Annotated in this window: 14 protein-coding genes and 1 pseudogene; 5 read left to right on the top strand and 10 right to left on the bottom strand. The window is 59.8% G+C overall.

What is annotated here, in order from left to right; genetic code table 11:
• Nucleotides 1-111 precede the first annotated feature (111 nt).
• Nucleotides 112-360: a hypothetical protein gene (locus CK911_RS20270; protein WP_042024461.1), complete on the top strand. Its 249-nt coding sequence runs from the start codon at nt 112-114 to the stop codon at nt 358-360.
• A gap of 63 nt (nt 361-423) precedes the next feature.
• Here CK911_RS20270 and rimJ read toward each other — a convergent pair whose 3' ends face one another.
• From rimJ to CK911_RS20255, 3 genes are all read right to left on the bottom strand, one after another.
• Nucleotides 424-975: a ribosomal protein S5-alanine N-acetyltransferase gene (rimJ, locus tag CK911_RS20265; protein WP_068977432.1), complete on the bottom strand. Its 552-nt coding sequence runs from the start codon at nt 973-975 to the stop codon at nt 424-426.
• Complete coding sequence (locus tag CK911_RS20260) at nt 975-1,529, bottom strand: GNAT family N-acetyltransferase (RefSeq protein WP_098972228.1); 555 nt, start codon at nt 1,527-1,529, stop codon at nt 975-977. Before CK911_RS20260 ends, rimJ begins: the two co-directional genes overlap by 1 nt.
• A gap of 106 nt (nt 1,530-1,635) precedes the next feature.
• A complete protein-coding gene (locus CK911_RS20255; RefSeq protein ID WP_172954074.1) occupies nt 1,636-2,532 on the bottom strand; it encodes a LysR family transcriptional regulator in 897 nt (298 codons plus the stop codon).
• 92 nt (nt 2,533-2,624) lie between these two features.
• Between CK911_RS20255 and mdtH the strand changes: the two genes are divergently transcribed.
• Both mdtH and CK911_RS20245 read left to right on the top strand, forming a co-directional pair.
• On the top strand, nt 2,625-3,821 hold the full coding sequence (gene mdtH, locus CK911_RS20250) for a multidrug efflux MFS transporter MdtH (RefSeq protein ID WP_098972227.1): 1,197 nt from the start codon (nt 2,625-2,627) through the stop codon (nt 3,819-3,821).
• Nucleotides 3,822-3,955: 134 nt separating this feature from the next.
• Nucleotides 3,956-4,870 carry a helix-turn-helix domain-containing GNAT family N-acetyltransferase gene (locus CK911_RS20245; RefSeq protein WP_098972226.1) on the top strand — a complete coding sequence of 305 codons (915 nt, stop codon included), beginning with the start codon at nt 3,956-3,958 and terminating at the stop codon, nt 4,868-4,870.
• A gap of 240 nt (nt 4,871-5,110) precedes the next feature.
• On the opposite strand, the gene prfC is transcribed toward CK911_RS20245, so the two are convergent.
• The 6 genes and pseudogenes from prfC to CK911_RS20215 all read right to left on the bottom strand — a co-directional run bounded on the left by prfC (nt 5,111) and on the right by CK911_RS20215 (nt 14,686).
• Nucleotides 5,111-6,700, bottom strand: coding sequence for a peptide chain release factor 3 (prfC, locus tag CK911_RS20240; RefSeq protein ID WP_098972225.1), 1,590 nt, complete (start codon nt 6,698-6,700; stop codon nt 5,111-5,113).
• 215 nt (nt 6,701-6,915) lie between these two features.
• Entirely contained in the window at nt 6,916-8,814 is a 1,899-nt protein-coding gene (locus CK911_RS20235) for a diguanylate cyclase (RefSeq protein ID WP_253860352.1), read from the bottom strand.
• Between the two features lie 28 nt (nt 8,815-8,842).
• A pseudogene (locus CK911_RS20230) lies at nt 8,843-9,412 on the bottom strand (VWA domain-containing protein); the annotation flags it as partial.
• 142 nt (nt 9,413-9,554) lie between these two features.
• Nucleotides 9,555-11,426 (bottom strand): diguanylate cyclase, encoded by a 1,872-nt coding sequence (locus CK911_RS20225; RefSeq protein WP_098972223.1) that lies wholly within the window; start codon nt 11,424-11,426, stop codon nt 9,555-9,557.
• A 182-nt stretch (nt 11,427-11,608) separates the two neighbouring features.
• Entirely contained in the window at nt 11,609-13,063 is a 1,455-nt protein-coding gene (viaA, locus tag CK911_RS20220; RefSeq protein ID WP_098972222.1) for an ATPase RavA stimulator ViaA, read from the bottom strand.
• 9 nt (nt 13,064-13,072) lie between these two features.
• Nucleotides 13,073-14,686 (bottom strand): ATPase RavA domain-containing protein, encoded by a 1,614-nt coding sequence (locus CK911_RS20215; RefSeq protein ID WP_172954073.1) that lies wholly within the window; start codon nt 14,684-14,686, stop codon nt 13,073-13,075.
• A gap of 268 nt (nt 14,687-14,954) precedes the next feature.
• Between CK911_RS20215 and CK911_RS20210 the strand changes: the two genes are divergently transcribed.
• On the top strand, nt 14,955-15,389 hold the full coding sequence (locus tag CK911_RS20210) for a DNA polymerase III subunit psi (protein WP_098972220.1): 435 nt from the start codon (nt 14,955-14,957) through the stop codon (nt 15,387-15,389).
• 109 nt (nt 15,390-15,498) lie between these two features.
• Nucleotides 15,499-15,948, top strand: coding sequence for a ribosomal protein S18-alanine N-acetyltransferase (gene rimI / locus CK911_RS20205; protein ID WP_098972219.1), 450 nt, complete (start codon nt 15,499-15,501; stop codon nt 15,946-15,948).
• A 39-nt stretch (nt 15,949-15,987) separates the two neighbouring features.
• Here rimI and CK911_RS20200 read toward each other — a convergent pair whose 3' ends face one another.
• Nucleotides 15,988-16,533, bottom strand: a complete 546-nt coding sequence (locus tag CK911_RS20200) for a hypothetical protein (RefSeq protein ID WP_098972218.1) — start codon at nt 16,531-16,533, stop codon at nt 15,988-15,990.
• Between the last annotated feature and the right edge of the window lie 39 nt (nt 16,534-16,572).

The following is a 16,572-nucleotide window of genomic DNA, read 5'->3' as shown; positions in this document are numbered from 1 at the left end:
CTATATTTCGCGCGCTCTCTGCCGCCCGGCCTCTTTTTTCAATACCGGGTCACAGCGGGCGCTGTGATGGTTGCACAGACCATCTCTCCATCTTTTTTTGAGGGTATGCACATGAACAAAGTACTGGTAGCCGGTATCCTGGGTCTGATGTTGACCGCTTGTGGTCAGAAAGAAGAGAAAGCTGCCGCTCCTGCTGCTGCTCCGGCCGCCGAAGTTGCTGCAACTGTAGAAAAAGCCGCTAGCGAAGCCACCTCTACCGTAGAGAAGGCCACCTCCGAAGCGACTGCAACCGTAGAAAAAGCTGCCGCTGACGTAGCTACCAAGGTTGAAGCTGCAGTGAGCGATGCCAAGGCTAAATAAGCCTGCACCTCATTCGAAGATGGGTCCGAAGGCAACTTCGGGCCCGTTTTTTTTATCTGTTGATCAGGACTCGGGATTAATGAGGGAGGTGAGGATGTGATCCTCCCAGCGGCCATTGATCATCAGATACGCTCGCGCGAACCCTTCCCGCTCGAAACCGAGCCGCTCCAGCAGCGCGCCGCTGCGCTGGTTCACAGGCATATAGCAGGCCATGATCCGGTGCAGGCCATGCTCCCGAAACAGATAGTCGATACCCGCAGATAGCACTTCCCGCATTATCCCCTGCCCCTGCTGCTGCTGGTCGATGGCGTAGCCCAGATGACACGCCTTGAAGACGCCCATCAGAATATTGCTGAAATTGCAGGTGGCAATCACCTGCTCACCTGTCGGATCCAGCGCCACCAGACTGACGCCAGTGCCGTTGAAGAACTGGCTGTAACTGTCCTGCAGCCGGGCATGCCAGTAAGAGAGGGTATAAAAGTGCTCGTCCCGCAGTGGCTCCCAAGGGGCGAGATGAGCGCGGTTACGCCGGTAGAAGTCGAGCATCATGGGGGCCTGATCCGGCGACAGTATGGTCAGGTGGGTACGGGCAGTCTTGATATGTGGCAGCACCATCATATCTCCCTCTGACTTAGCCACTCATCGCGCAACAGGCTGTAGTGAGCATGGTCCACAATCCGGTTGCCCAGCCGCTCGGCGCGCCGGGTCACCCCCTCCTGCTGCATGCAGAGCCGTTCACAGACGGCTCTGCTGGGCTCGTTATCGGTGGCGGCACTGATCTCCACCTTCTCCATCCCCATCTCCTCGAAAGCGTGATGGATCAGGGCCTGGCAGGCCCGGGTGATGATGCCGTTGCCCTGCCAGCGCTCCGCCAGCCAGTAACCGATAACCACCTTGCCAAGATCGTGATCGATGCTGTTGTAACCGATGACACCCACCACCTCCCCCTGATACTCGATGGCAGTGGTAAGCCCCTCGCCCCGGGCAAACTTCTCGATGGCACTGCGAATAAAGAGGGCGCTGTCGACGGGGCGCTGGATCAGCGGCGGCCAGGGCAGCCACTGGGAGAGGTACTCCCGGTTGTTATTGCAGAGGGCAAACAGTTCGCTCGCCATATCGGGCTGCAAGAAGAGCAGTGCAAGCTCATCGTCCAACTGCCATGAAAACATGAAATTCTCCTTTCAAATCAGTTATCCAATAGCGAACCAGCCACCCAATGTAGCCAATTGCTACTGCGGCTACCAACCCTTTTGCAGACCCATGCCAGCGGTAGATTCACTCTTCATTGCGCCAGCGTTTGGCCAGCGAACGAGCGGTGGCCAGCACAGCTTCCCGGGCCGGATTGGGCCGTTTTCCGCCGCGCCAGGCCATCATCACGTCCCAGTGATCCTGCGGCAAATTACGCACATCGAGCCTGACCAGTCGACCCACCTCCAGATCCCGCTTGATGGCCAGCTCCGGCATCAGGGTGATAAAACCGTGCTCCAGCGCCAGATCCCGCGCCGCACTAGCGGGCTGCACCGCATGCAGGGGGCTTGCCGCCCGCCGCAGTCGCCGCAACTGCTGGATAAAGGAATCACAACCGGGGCCCCACACCTGGGGTGCCAACCGCTGATCAGCGATATCCTGCAGGGTCAGACCCGGGCGCCCAGCCAGCGGATGCAGTGGCGATGCGATAGCAATGATGGGGGAACAACAGAGCAGCTCCATCTGCAGGCCTGCAACCGGCGGACACTTGAGCACAAAGCCGATATCGGTCACCCCGGTCAACAGCTCCTGCATGATGACCCCGGAGTGATCCGTGGTGCAGCGGATCTCGAACGCCTCGTCCACCAGCTCCATCAACAAGGAACCGAATACCACAGCGGTGAGGGAGGGTAGGCTGGCAAGACGGATGCAAGGCAAGGCTGGTGCCCCCTGCAGTGCCAGTCGCCCCTCATTCAGGGTGGCCAGTGCCGAACGGGCTGATGGCAGAAACTGCTCGCAAGCACGGGTCGGCGTCACCCCGCGCCGATGGCGCTGAAACAGCGGCGCCCCGAGACTGAGTTCGAGCTGGGCAATGCGTTGGCTGACCAGTGGCTGCGACCAGCTACGAATAGCCGCCGCCTGACTGAAACTGCCCAGCTCGGCGACATCTAGCAGCAGTTGCAGATCGTCCAGATCCATAGACATAAATAATCCTGATATGAAATATAGGTAGTTGTCGTCTACCACTATATCTAAACCCTCTCCAGAATGAAGGTATCTGTGAATGAGAGGGCGTTATGGTCGATAGGGCAAGGTTTTGGGGACGCTGGTTTCTGGCATTGGATACCACCCTGGTGATCCTGGGGTTCTTTGTGGTGATGCCGATGATCAGTCTGCGCTTCGTCGATCAGCTAGGCTGGGCGGCCGGTCTGGTGGGGCTGGCTCTTGGTCTGCGCCAGCTGACCCAGCAGGGGCTGGGGATCTTCGGCGGCTCGCTGGCTGACCGCTTCGGTGCCCGCCCGCTCATCGTCACCGGCATGCTGTTGCGGGCGGTGGGCTTCGCCACCCTGGCTTGGGCCGACAGCGGCGCCATGCTGATCTTCTCCTGTTTTCTCTCGGGCCTTGGCGGCTGCCTGTTCGACCCGCCACGGGCAGCGCTGGTGATCAAATTCACCCGCCCCCGTGAACGGAGCCGCTTTATCTCCCTGCTGATGATGCTCGAAAGCGCAGGAGCCGTGACCGGTGCGCTGCTTGGCAGTTGGCTGCTGCGCTTCGACTTCACCTATGTCTGCCTGCTGGGGGCCGGGCTCTTCACTTTGGCAGCCCTGTGCAACTGGACCCTGCTGCCTGCCTACCGCATCTCCGTCAAACCGACTCCGATGCGGGAAGGGCTCGGCAAGGTACTGGCGGATCGCGCCTTCTGTCGGCTGGTGCTGATCCTGAGCGGCTACTACATGCTGTGGGTGCAGGTGATGCTGATCTTCCCGATCCTGGTCAAGCAACTGGCTGGCACCACCACGGCGGTAGGCTGGATGTACAGCCTCGAAACAGCGCTGTCGCTGGCGCTGCTCTACCCCATCGCCCGTTTCAGCGAGCGGCGCTTCCGGCTGGAGAGCCGACTGATGGCCGGTATCCTGCTGATGACGGTGGGGATCGGGCTGGTCGCCTTTGTCAGCACCCTCTCCGGCATCTTCGTACTGCTGGCCTGCTTCTATCTGGGGATCATCATCTGTGAACCGGCTCGGGAGACCCTGATGACCAAACTCGCCAACCCCAATGCCCGTGGCAGCTACATGGGCTTCAGCCGCCTCGGGCTGGCGCTGGGAGGCATGACCGGCTATGTGGGCGGCGGCTCCCTCTATGACTTCTCGCTGCAACAGGGACAACCGGCCCTGCCCTGGCTGGTGCTGGGCACCATTGGCGTTGCCACCATGCTGCTGCTCGCCCGCTGCTTCTCCCGCCGCCCGGAACTGGCCATCAGAGCCGCCGCCTGACGAACCACCTTGCCTGCGGCAGCCCCTCTTGGCTGCCGTTCGCCATTTGGTGCAACCATGGCGTTAAAAAAGTTGCGCATTACAACCTTCATACTATATTAGTTGTCATGCACAACTAAAAAGGAAACCACGATATGGATCCCCGTCCCCTGCGCGCCCTGTCACGCGATCTGGTTCGTGAACTCGGCATGCTCTCCCAGCAGTGTGGCAATCTGGCCCTCACTCCCATCGAGGCTCACCTGCTGATCGAGCTGGAAAACGCCCCTGCCACCAACCAGCAGCTGGCGGAAAAACTGCACATCGACAAATCCAATGCCAGCCGCCCGCTGGCCCGCCTCGCCGAGCGGGAGCTGATCAGCTGGCACCCGCACCCCTTTGACGGGCGTAGCAAGGAGGCTCGCCTCACCGTACACGGCCAGGCCATGCTGTTGACCTTGCACCTGGAGATGGATGCAGCGATGGAGGAGATGCTGGCGCAGTTGAGCCTGCCCGAGCGGGAGCAGCTGTGGCAAGGGTTGCGGCTCTATCGCAGCGCCCTCTCTCGCGCCCGCCGCCAGCAGGGTTACCGCATCCGCCCCATCACGGCGGCGGACAATCCCCAGATCGCCATGGTGATCCGCGCCGTGTCGGCCGAATATGGCCTTACCGCCGACAAGGGCTATGGGGTCTCGGATCCCAATCTCGACACCCTTTCCCAAAGCTATCAGGGGGAGAAGAGCCGCTACTGGGTTATCGAAGGACCCGATGGCACCATTCTCGGCGGGGGCGGTATCGCACCGCTGGCGGGGGAAGAGGATCAGGTCTGCGAACTGCAGAAGATGTACTTTATGCCCGCCCTGCGCGGATTGGGCCTTGGCAAGCGCCTGGTCTTGCAGGCGATCGATGAGGCGCGGGCACTCGGCTATCAACGCTGCTATCTGGAGACCACAGAGGTGCTGCGCGAAGCCACCAGCCTCTATGAGTCACTGGGCTTTGCACACCTTCCCGGCCCCCTCGGCTGTACCGGCCACGGGGATTGCGAAATTTGCATGGTGCTGACGCTGGAGTAGCTCCCCTCATCCCCAACCCTTCTCCCGCAAGGGGAGAAGGGAGCAAAACACTTCCACTATCTTTTGGGCAGCCCTCACCCTAGCCCTCTGGGAGAGGGCTAGGGTGAGGGCTACTTGCTACTGGCAATATGCTGGACCATTGCCCACAGCGTCTCTCCTTAAACAGGCAAAACGGCACAAAAAAGAGACCCCGCCGAAGCGGGGTCTCTTATCATCAGCCAACAGGCAAACAAGCCATTATCAGTGCTCGCGAGTCTGGCGGAACTCCACGTCAGGGTGACGCTCCTGTGCCAGTCGCAGGTTAACCATGGTCGGCGCGATATAGGTGAGGTTATCACCGCCATCGAGGGCCAGGTTGACCTCGTTCTTGCGTTTGAACTCCTCGAACCTCTTGACGTCGGTCCCTTCCACCCAGCGGGCGGTGGAGACGTTGACCGCCTCGTACAGCGCTTCGACGTTGTATTCGCTCTTCAGACGCGATACCACCACGTCAAACTGCAGCACACCGACCGCGCCAACGATCAGATCGTTGCTGATCAGCGGACGGAACACCTGCACGGCGCCCTCTTCAGAGAGCTGAACCAGCCCCTTGAGCAGCTGCTTCTGCTTGAGCGGATCGCGCAGGCGGATGCGACGGAACAGCTCCGGGGCGAAGTTCGGAATACCGGTGAACTTGAGATCTTCACCCTGGGTGAAGGTGTCGCCGATCTGGATGGTGCCGTGGTTGTGCAGACCAATGATGTCACCGGCACAGGCTTCTACCGCCTGCTCGCGGTCACCGGCCATAAAGGTCACGGCGTCGGAGATGTTCACATCCTTGCCGATCCGCACGTGGCGCATCTTCATGCCCTTGCTGTAAGTACCTGACACAATACGCATAAAGGCGATACGGTCGCGGTGCTTCGGGTCCATGTTCGCCTGGATCTTGAATACGAAGCCGGAGAATTTCTCCTCGGTCGCGGCGACTTCACGGCTCTCGGCCTTGCGCGGCATCGGGGACGGTGCCCAGTCGGTCAGACCATCCAGCATGTGGTCGACACCGAAGTTGCCCAGTGCAGTACCGAAGAACACCGGGGTCATCTCGCCAGCGATAAAGGCCTCGTGATCGAACTCGGGAGAGGCGCCCTGCACCAGCTCCAGTTCGCCACGTAGCTGGGCGGCAAGGTCTTCACCGATGGCAGCGTCCAGCTCGGGGTTATGCAGCCCCTTGACTACCCGCTTCTCCTGGATGGTGTGGCCCTGACCAGTCTGATACAGATAGGTCTCGTCCTTGTAGAGGTGATAGACACCCTTGAAAGATTTACCACAGCTGATCGGCCAGGTAATGGGGGCGCACATGATCTTCAGCTCGCGCTCCACCTCGTCCATCACTTCCATCGGGTCGCGTACTTCGCGGTCCATCTTGTTCATGAAAGTGAGGATCGGGGTGTCACGCAGCCGGGTCACTTCCATCAGCTTGCGGGTCCGGTCTTCAACACCCTTGGCGGCGTCGATCACCATCAGGCAGCAATCCACGGCGGTGAGCGTACGGTAGGTATCTTCAGAGAAGTCCTCGTGACCCGGGGTGTCGAGCAGGTTGACCAGGCAGTTGGAGTAGGGGAACTGCATCACCGAGGTGGTGATGGAGATACCACGCTGCTTCTCCATCTCCATCCAGTCGGATTTGGCGTGCTGGCCCGAACCACGGCCCTTGACGGTACCGGCGCGCTGAATGGCCTGTCCGAACAGCAGGACTTTTTCGGTGATGGTGGTTTTACCCGCATCCGGGTGCGAAATGATCGCAAAAGTGCGTCTCTTGGAGACTTCACTCAGAAATTCAGCTGACATAATTCAACGTTCTTCTATTGAGCGGTAGCATCAGCCACCGTGGGAATAAATCCGGAATGCCGCTCACGGCACATGTATACGCAACGAAGCCACGCCAGCTGGCGTTTTGCCAACCTGGTGGAGAGAGGGAGGAGGGCTGCGTTACATGGGTCTTCTCGCCTGAGTCAAAGCAAAATTGCGCGACATTATACCCGCGCGAGTGAAAAATACCCAGCCCGTCAGTCGTCTGTTTCCACCCGGTTGCGCCCGGCCCCTTTCGCACGGTACAGCGCATTGTCTGCTCGCTGGATCAGGGCCGTGATGTCCCTGTCCTCTTGCCGCAGACAAGCACAGCCAATGCTGACTGTGACGGGGTGCGACAGCCCAGGCAAGGCTCGCTTGCCGACCACCTGTCTGATCCGCTCAGCTACGCCACGTGCATCCTCCAAACCGGTATCCGGCAGCAGGATCAAAAACTCCTCCCCGCCGGTACGCCCTAATACATCTCGGGGCCGTAACTGGCTCGCTGCGGCTTGCGAGAGCCATTGCAGAACCCGATCCCCCTGATGGTGACCGAGGGTATCGTTGATCCGCTTGAAGTGATCGATATCGAAGACCAGTAGGCTAAATGGTGAACCTTGCCGACGGGCAAGTTCAAACAGTGTATTCCCACGCCACAATACCCGTCGCCGGTTGTTGAGACCGGTCAGCTCATCGGTAAAGGCCAGCCGATGCATCCGACGGTTGCGATCCAGTAACCACCCCGTGGTCAGCAAGGCCAACCCGCCACACAGCAGCAGTACCGCCAGCAACCAGAAACGACGCTCTTTGGCTAGTGCCAGCTCCTGTTGCTGCAATAGCTGTTCAACCCGCAGTCGCTTGTTTTCACCCTCCTGACGGGCCAGCTCAAACTCGCCACGCACCCAGGAGGTGCTCTGGTCCTGCATTTCCTGTTCGAATACCCGCTTGAGGGCCACATAACGATGCAACTCAGCCAGCGCCTCACCGGTTTTTCCGATCCCCTCGAACGCCTGACTGCGCAACCATGTCACCTTGATCAAAAAACGCTGGTTATCCTCACGCAAGAGGGTCGGTTCAGCCATCGCGAGATGCCGAAGCGCATTGGCATATTCTCCCGCCATAATCCCCCCCTGAGCCATCAGCAAGTGCCAATAACTATGAAACAGGGGGTCAATGTCTGATTTAAACACCACACCGGCCTGCTCAAGCTGCATCATGGCCTCCTGGTATCTGGCTAGCCCCAGCAGCGCCTCAGCTCTATCCAGCTGTAATAATCCTTTTTCGACAGGAGTTAATTCATTGTGTTGCGCCGTCGCCTTATCCAGCTCATCAATGGCAGCTTGGAACTGCTCCATGCCGTTTGCCACCATCGCTTTCTGCCGATAAAGCTCGTAGAAAATATCGGGATCACTGCTTGGCTGTAACTGCATCTCCAACTCATCGAGCAAGCGATTGGCAGGCCCCAGCAGCCCCATACGACGGTAGGTCGCCGCAATTTCCAACTGCACTTTTCCATACCAACTTGAGAGGGCAAGGGCATCGTAGATATGCAACGAGCGCATCAGGTCTCTGAGTCCCTTGGCAGGAAGCCCTTGAAAGGAAAAAAGGGAACCTCTGTAGGACAAGGCAATTGCCTGTTGTTTGAGAGAACCGGCATCACGAGCCAACGTCAGTGCCAGATCATAATCCAGACGAGCCTTATCGTTCTCCCCGAGCAGTTGGTGAAACCAGCCACGGCAAAGGACAAAATCACTGCGGGCAAATAGATCACCTTGTGCAGTAGCTCGCTGAAGGTGTTCGTCAGCATAGAGCATCGCCTGACGATACTCCGCCGTCTCGTTTGCCGATTGAAGTCTGCAGGCCAAGCGAGCAATCCGCGTCTGTTGCGCCGGAGTGTAAGCGGACAAATCCTGCTTCAATCGCTGAACTCTCAAGCCCAATTCGCGATCAGAGAGATAAGTCTGCTCCAGCGTATTAAGCTCACTCTCCAACTGGATGGGTGAAACCGGTTCAGCCATAGTGTTCAATGCCAACAGCAATACACAACACGGATAAAGCTTCACATCAACCCTCCATCCACCCGCAGTAGAACCAGAATAAACCACCAAAGCAGTCACCAGGCACTATTTATATCCCAGCAGGCTGTTAATTGTGCTGAAAACGCCGCAGCAGCCGACCGCGCAGGCCGCAATCGAGCAGCCAACTGTTGTCAAAGACCCGCAACAGCACCTGTTTGGCGTGGCGGGACATGGCGACGGCGTGAAAACGGGTCTGGCGCTGACGATAGCGGTTCATCTGATCGAGCAGGGGATGGGGCAGGCTCTGGGCGATAAAGTCGAAGATGACCAGCACATCCGCCTTGGCAAAAGCGGGATCATCGAGCTTGGCCAGCGCCTTCTCAAGGCAGGGCACCAGGTCGGTACCGCCGTGAAAACTCATGGAGAGGAAGCGCTCCGCCTTGTCCAGACCGGTATCGGCGGTGATCTCGAGGGTCGCCACCTCGGTGGAGAAGAGCATCAGGTAGCAACCGCGCTTCTCGTCCATCGCCACCTTGAGCAGGGCCAGAAACAGCGCCTTGGCACACTCCTCGGGATATCCCCCCATGGAGCCGGAGGTATCGACACAGACGATAAAGGGGCCCCGTTGCTGCAACTGCTGGCCACCCTGTTCCGGGGTTCGCAGCATGATGCGCTGGCGCGGCAACGTCCCGCGCGAGTGAAAAATACCCAGCCCGCGTTCTAACGGCATGATGCCATGACGGCCTGACCGGATCGCCGTGTCGCCAGACGACCCGCCCCATGCAAGCGGGCAGACTTGTCGGCGCATCGACAGGGCGGGAATGAGTCGCCGTAAACGACTAGCTTGCCAATTCGACCCGGTCCCGCCCCTTCTCCTTGGCACGGTACATCGCCATATCCGCCCGGTGTACCAACCTGGATAACTCGCTATCCCGCAGGTCATATTGCGCACACCCAATGCTGACCCGGATCGGCATAGCGTCGGGCACACCATCAACTCGCAAGTTAGCCACCTGCAGCCTGATCCGCTCGGCCACTTCACCCGCTGCAGCAAGAGGCGCCCCCGGCAAGAGCACCATAAACTCCTCTCCCCCGTTGCGGCCCACCCGATCCTGGCCTCGCAATGAAGCTGATATGGTGCGTGCAACGTCTGTGAGCACCTTGTCACCCATCAGATGACCCAGTCGGTCGTTTACCCGTTTGAAGTGATCTATATCGACGATAAGCACGGAGAGATGATTGAGATGACCGCTCTTGGCACGCAAAAACAGCGCTTCGGCTTGCAACTGAACCTGACGGCGATTCTGGATACCGGTCAACTCATCCGTCAGAGTCAACTGACGCAAGGTGCGGCCACGCTGCAACTGATAGAGCAATACCAGCATCAGCATCCCGCCCCCGAACACAACCGCCATCATCCGCCATCGGCGTGCAGCCTCAAGCGCTGCCAACTCTTGCTGCTGCATTTTGCGCCGCACCTGCAGTCGCTCGTTTTCCTGCTTCTGTTGATCAAGGTCTTGCTCAAGGAGCATCTGCAACCGCCGATGCCCCTGCAGCTCCAGCTCAACTTGCTGATAGGTTTCGATATAACGCTCCAGCTTTTGCAAGCTGGCCTGGTAACGGCCCAACGACTTCAGCGCTGACGATTCAATGCGATAGGCTTTTGCCAGCATCTCCTGATGGGCCTCGGACGTCAGGGTCGGAATAGCCAATTCAATATAATCAACGGCCTGCTGATAACGCCCTTTTCGCTCCATGACCGCCCCCCGCAACAAGTTGCGCATGGCAAGCAGGATCGGTTCAACTTCATGGTCTGGCTGTGGCAGGTCTAGCCAATCCCCCTTGGCAAAGGCTTCGTCCACCCGTCCCAAGGCGAGCAGCGCATTGGCCCACCATAATCGCACTTCGCTTACCTCCATCCACAGCTGTTGTGCCATGAAATAGGACTCGGCAAGGGTCAGTAGCGCAATGGCCTTTTCATCGCGACCCGTTTTGGAATAGAGAATCCCCTGATAGACCCGCAGATCATTGAGCACCCCCTCATCGCCGCTATCACGATAGCTCTGCAACAACTCATCGAAGAGCACTTCAGCCTGAACGTAGCTCCCCATCCGCCGATAGGTGTTGGCAATCAGGGTCTGCTGACGCAGGCTCATGCGGGTCAAGCCCAGACCATCATAAAGCGCCTTGGCCTGCTTGAGATTATGCAGCGCTTCCAACATGTCTCCTTGTGAAGCGAGCATGGTACCGAGATAACTGCGGGCCTTGGCCTGTAACCGGAGATCACCCAGCTGGCTGGCCATCGACAAAGTGGCATCATAATCATCTTTGGCCTTGGCGATGTCACCAAGGCGCTGCCTGAACCAGCCACGACACAGCCGGAGCCCTGCTTCACTGTAAAGATTCTTGCGTCCCTTGATTATCCCCAGCTCACGCTCGGCAAACTGGATCCCCTGCAGATAGTCGCTGACATGATTGGCAGACCATGAGTCACACTGCAGTTGGGCGATCCTGCTCTGGATTGCGCTCGAATGCTGATCTTTTTGGCTGACCAGCTGAGCCACCCGCTGCCGATAATTTTCGCTATAGGAGAAATCCTCCTCCAGCGCCTGCAGCTCTTGCAAGAGCGCCGAGGGGGCAAGGGTATCCGCTCGCCCAATGGATGGAACCGTGATCAGCAGTAAACAGATGAAACAATGGAGAATACCCATCTTGGCGGTGTCTTTCTCAGTAAATCGCGGGGGCGCGATTATAGCCTCCCTAACTGGACTGTGACTGAATAACGTGACTCAGGTCACTGTGAGCAGTAGCTGTTCGTTGGGTGCCTGGCGGTGGTCACTGAGCAGAGACGATTGATATCGCGGGGGAATGGCATGCCCCCGACAATGGGGATTCAGTGCTGCTGCCAGCGCCGCAGCAGCCGGCCGCGCAGGCCGCAATCGAGCAGCCAGCTGTTGTCAAAAACCCGCAATAGCGCCTGCTTGGCGTGGCGGGACATGGCGACGGCGTGAAAACGGGTCTGACGCTGGCGATAGCGGTTCATCTGATCGAGCAGGGGATGAGGCAGGCTCTGGGCGATAAAGTCGGAGATGACCAGCACATCCGCCTTGGCAAAGGCGGGATCATCGAGCTTGGCCAGCGCTTTTTCCAGGCAGGGCACCAGGTCGGTACCGCCGTGAAAACTCATGGAGAGGAAGCGCTCCGCCTTGTCCAGCCCGGTATCCGCGGTGATCTCGAGGGTCGCCACCTCGGTGGAGAAGAGCATCAGGTAGCAGCCGCGCTTCTCATCCATCGCCACCTTGAGCAACGCCAGAAACAGCGCCTTGGCACACTCCTCGGGATAACCACCCATGGAACCGGAGGTATCGACGCAGACGATAAAGGGGCCCCGTTGCTGCAACTGCTGGCCACCCTGCTCCGGGGTGCGCAGCATGATGCGCTGACGCGGCAAGGTGCCACGTGACTGGTAGCTGAGCAGACGCCGCTCCAGATAGCGGCGATAGAACTCCAGCTCCAGCTCCGGCAGCCCCAGCATCACCGCCTCGCTTGGCAGTAACCTCATCAGATCGTTCGCCTGATGGATGCCCACCAGATCGTCCGGCACATCGTCGCTGGGGGCTGGCTCCAGCTCCAGCACCTGAACCGGCGGCACAGGTTGCTCCTGCGCCCGCCGCTCCCGCTCGCTGCGCCCGAGCAGACCGGCAATCTCCGCCAGCAAGGGCTCGCGCTGCAACATGCGGGCATACTGCTTGACCAGTACCAGACTGCGCTTGTGCCAGTGCCCCTGCGCCAGATCCCACAAACCACCGGCGGAGATCTGGTTGGGGTCAAGGGCATCGGCCAGGGTGCGGCTCGCCAGCAGCTGATCTTCAATCTCCTGACGCTGCTTCTCCCGCTCCGCCTCGGCGATCTGCTGCTGCAGTTGCAACAGGCTCCCCACCAGACTGGCGCGCCACTTGTCGATAAAGAGCTGGCGCAGCCCCTCGGTGGGGTGGGCCGTCAGCTGACGCACCAAGGATCGTGCCTCACCGGCGAAGGGGCTGTACTGCTCCAGCGACTCCAGCAGGCCGGGCAGGCGACCAATCAGCTCGGTCATCGGCAGTTGCCGGTGTGCCTGATAGAGCAGGTACTCCTGCTCCAGCGCCACCGGCACCGGCTTGTGACGGATCTCCTCACCAAGCTGCTCGCCCCAACTCTGCAGGCGCTTTTTCAGCAGCTTGCCCTGTAGCGGGGAGCGTTTGATAAATTCGGAAATCTTGGGTGAGGCCGCCAGCAGCGCCACCACCTCTCCCGCCAGCTCACCCTCTCCCATGAGAAGGCCCAGATCCAGCATGCCGATCTCAAGCATGAGCGCTCCTTACTCGTCCAGCCTTGGCAACCGCTCGCGCCACTGGGTCAGCTCGTTGCGCAGCAGTTCGAGATCCCGGTTCAGCACAAAGAAGCTGTCTTCCACCTGCTGCAGCCAGCGCAGGGCGATAAATAGGTGTTGCTGGTGACGTTCGAACAGGCTGCGCTGCTGTTTGAGCTCCTGCATCACCTTGCCGACCTGAACCAGCTGCTCGTCGAGCGACTGCAACCAGGGCGCCAGCACCACCTCGGGGATGGCGTTGCGCTCCATCAAAACCAGCGGGATCTGCTGGCGCTGGATATCGAGCACCTGCAGCCGCAGCTCATCGTCCAGCACCAGCTCGTAATGGCCCTCTTTCGGGTTGCCGAACTCATAACCCACCAGCGCCTCACCGGTGGGGCGCCAGTGGGAGAGCAGGGTACGATCGAACACCAGCGTGCTGGTGAGCCGCTCGGGATCGCTGCCATCCAGCGGTGCCGGAGTAAGCAAGTGAAAGTGCACCTGTTTACCAAAGGGTCTGGCATTGGCGAGCGGGATCTCGATGCCCCGAGCCCGGCGACCAAACCACTGCTTGCGCTGACGCGCTTTCGCGCAGAGCCGTTGAGCCACGCTCTGTTTCAGCTGTTTGAACTGATCCCTAAGGGCCAGCAGCTGGCGGGTCAGCGCCAGTTGCTGATAACCATAGAGACGGGAGAACTCGGTCATCATCTCCAGCAGGGCGGTGCGAGACTCCTCGTCATGCCAGAGGCAATCCTTGAACAGCAGCAGGTCGAGGGGGGCCACTTCGTCGCGGCCATTGAAGAAGGCGCTCGCCTTGATGAGTCGCACTGCCTTCTTCCAGCGACGATCCGACACATAGCAGCGGTGGGCCAGCTGGCTGTCGAGCTGCTGGCGCAATTGGTAGATGAGCTCGAAGCAGGCATCCGGCAGGCGAACCTGCTCGATCTGGCTCTGCCACTGCTCGTACTCACCCCCCCGGATCTGCAAGGATTCCGGCAGGTTCTGGTGGGCATGGCCATCACTGGCCAGCATGGCCTGAAAGTTGGCCTTCTCCTGCACCCGATCCATCCAGATCCGCACCAGCATCCGGTCGTAGAGCGCTTCCAGCCCGCTGTCCGGCGCTGGCAGCTCGTTGGAAGCAGTCACCAGCAAGCGCATCGGGATGGGGTGCTGGCTGTCGCCATTGCGAAACTGCCGCTCGTTGATAGCGGTGAGCAGGGTGTTGAGAATGGCGGGACCCGCCTTCCAGATCTCGTCGAGGAACACCACCTCAGCCTCCGGCAGATAGCCGGTGGTGAGGCGCAGGTATTTGCCATCCTCTTTCAGCGCCTGAATAGAGAGGGGGCCGAACACCTCCTCCGGCGTACTGAAACGGGTCATCAGGTATTCAAAGTGGCGGGCGTCGTGAAAGGCCAGCTTGAGGCGGCGGGCAATCAGGCTCTTGGCGATACCGGGTGGCCCCAGCAAGAAGACACTCTCACCACTGAGGGCAGCCAGCAGACCGAGGCGCAGGGCATCCTGCCGTTCGTAGAGTCCCTCACCGAGGGCGGCCAGCAGCCGGGGCAAGCGCTCCTGGATGGGAATAAGACGCGCAGGATTCTGGGCTTGAGCTAAAGACGACATAGAGACTGTTCCGAAGCTGGGCTGATGATGACCCCAAGGCGCGATATCCATTTGCTCGGCCTTGGGTTTTGTCTTGTTATGATGTTTATTCTGGTATCTCTTGCCGCAGAATACCCGACTCTGGCAGGAAAAAACGCAAGATCCCCACGATCCGCTGCCAGCGCTGTTTTGCTGACAACGCTTTGCAAAGGGGTGCAGCAAAAGCGGTTCGAGTGTACCCTTCGCAGCACTATTTTCTCCAACGCAGATCAAGAGTGAGTCGCCCCCGATGCAAGATCCCGTACGTCAGAGCATGTTGACCCGCATGGGTATTCAAAGCTGGCAGCTGCGTCGTCCGGCATTGCTGGGCGCAGCCACCGCGCCCGAGCTTGAGCAACATGTCGCTCAGCCCGGCCAGACGGCCCCGGCCATCAACGCCCCGCTGCCCACCGGTAAACTCTGGCTGCTAGCGCCCCGGCTGCCTGTCAACACGCTGTTGGCGGATATTTGCCAACTGCTCGGCATGACGCCCGACGAGGTCTCGCTACTGAGCGAGCTGCCGCCCGCCGAACTGCAAGCAGCGGACGCGTCTCCCCTGCTCTGGCTGACGGAGGCCAACCCCGAGCGGCCGGATGCGCTGATCTGCCCGCTCGCCCCCAGCGCCGCGCAAAAGCGCGCCCTGTGGCAACAGCTGCGCCAGCACCTTGCGGCCAGCGCGGCGTGATCTCGCATCATGCCGCCAAGTTCCACTGTGATGCCGCTCTTTTTACCTGATTTTACAAACGCCGCCCCTGCCAACCCTTGTGCCCACAATCCAGCCATCCGGAGCCCCCATGCCTGAGTTTCGTCCCCTGCTCGAGAGCGATTTCGACCTTGTCTATCCCATCGAGCAAGCCGCTCACAAGGAGCCATGGAGTCAGGCTAACCTGCTCTCCTGCTTCGGGCCTCGCTATCTCAACGGCTTGATGCTGGTCGACGGTCGCCCGGCGGGCTTCTATATCTCGGATCTGGTGGCCGGTGACAGCTCGCTGATGAACATCTGCGTGCATCCGGAGTTTCAGGGCAAGGGATTGGGACGGGCGCTGTTGCAGGCCTATCTGACTCGCAGCAAGCAAGCAGGGGCCGAGGCCTGGTTTCTCGAGGTGCGGGCGGGCAATAAAACCGCGATCTCCCTCTACGAGAACGCCGGCTTTGCCGAATATTGCCGCCGCGCTGACTACTACGGCACCGGCAATGATCGGGAAGATGCGGTACTGATGTCGCGACTGTTCGATTTCGGCTGATCCAGTCCCCCTCACCACACTAAACCGCCTTGCCCCGTTTCACTCCAGGGGCGCGTTATCCAGTGCGGGATCCTGCAACGCCAGGGTGGTGTGGAGTACCGCCTCGAACCCTGCGGCAGAGAGCGGCATATAGAAGCCCCGCTGCCAGGTTTTTCCCGGCATCCAGATCTGGTCGATATCCACCACTATCTTGATGGGTCTGAGGGGCTGGCCCGGCTGTTGAATATAGATGCCGGGCGGCGTGGCCACCTTGGGGAAGCGGCGCAAAATCTGCTCGCTGCCATCCCCCTTGCCCGGATTGAGCCGCACCTTCACCAGCTTGGCCAGCGGGCCAGCCATCTCCTCGCTCTGCCAGAATTTCTTCTCCAAATCGCCACAACGGCGGCACTTGGGAGCCTCCAGCACATAGAGCAGCGGATAGCCCAACGCCAACGCTTGTTGCTGTGCCTGATGATACCCCTCAGCCCCCTGATACCAGGGATTGGCAGGGGCCTTCGGCGCTTGGCCCACAAAAAACCAGGCCGCACCGCCCCCCACCACCATGAGCCCAACCGCAGCCAACGCCCCTTTCACCCACAGATTCATATCGTTACCCCTCCAGCACTCATCTGCAGTATCGGCCAG

The sequence above is a fragment of the Aeromonas sp. CU5 genome, assembly GCF_002586745.1.
GTDB lineage: Bacteria > Pseudomonadota > Gammaproteobacteria > Enterobacterales > Aeromonadaceae > Aeromonas > Aeromonas sobria.
Note: the sequence above shows the minus strand (reverse complement) of the source record. Positions and strands in the feature narration are given on the sequence as shown.

Excerpts from the sequence above, each read along its gene's own strand:
- mdtH (WP_098972227.1), top strand. The coding sequence starts at position 2,625 with ATGGTCGATAGGGCAAGGTTTTGGGGACGCTGGTTTCTGGCATTGGAT.
- rimI (WP_098972219.1), top strand. The coding sequence starts at position 15,499 with ATGCCTGAGTTTCGTCCCCTGCTCGAGAGCGATTTCGACCTTGTCTAT.
- CK911_RS20255 (WP_172954074.1), bottom strand. The coding sequence starts at position 2,532 with ATGTCTATGGATCTGGACGATCTGCAACTGCTGCTAGATGTCGCCGAG.
- CK911_RS20210 (WP_098972220.1), top strand. The coding sequence starts at position 14,955 with ATGCAAGATCCCGTACGTCAGAGCATGTTGACCCGCATGGGTATTCAA.
- rimJ (WP_068977432.1), bottom strand. The coding sequence starts at position 975 with ATGGTGCTGCCACATATCAAGACTGCCCGTACCCACCTGACCATACTG.
- CK911_RS20215 (WP_172954073.1), bottom strand. The coding sequence starts at position 14,686 with ATGTCGTCTTTAGCTCAAGCCCAGAATCCTGCGCGTCTTATTCCCATC.
- CK911_RS20225 (WP_098972223.1), bottom strand. The coding sequence starts at position 11,426 with ATGGGTATTCTCCATTGTTTCATCTGTTTACTGCTGATCACGGTTCCA.
- CK911_RS20200 (WP_098972218.1), bottom strand. The coding sequence starts at position 16,533 with ATGAATCTGTGGGTGAAAGGGGCGTTGGCTGCGGTTGGGCTCATGGTG.
- viaA (WP_098972222.1), bottom strand. The coding sequence starts at position 13,063 with ATGCTTGAGATCGGCATGCTGGATCTGGGCCTTCTCATGGGAGAGGGT.
- CK911_RS20245 (WP_098972226.1), top strand. The coding sequence starts at position 3,956 with ATGGATCCCCGTCCCCTGCGCGCCCTGTCACGCGATCTGGTTCGTGAA.
- CK911_RS20270 (WP_042024461.1), top strand. The coding sequence starts at position 112 with ATGAACAAAGTACTGGTAGCCGGTATCCTGGGTCTGATGTTGACCGCT.
- CK911_RS20260 (WP_098972228.1), bottom strand. The coding sequence starts at position 1,529 with ATGTTTTCATGGCAGTTGGACGATGAGCTTGCACTGCTCTTCTTGCAG.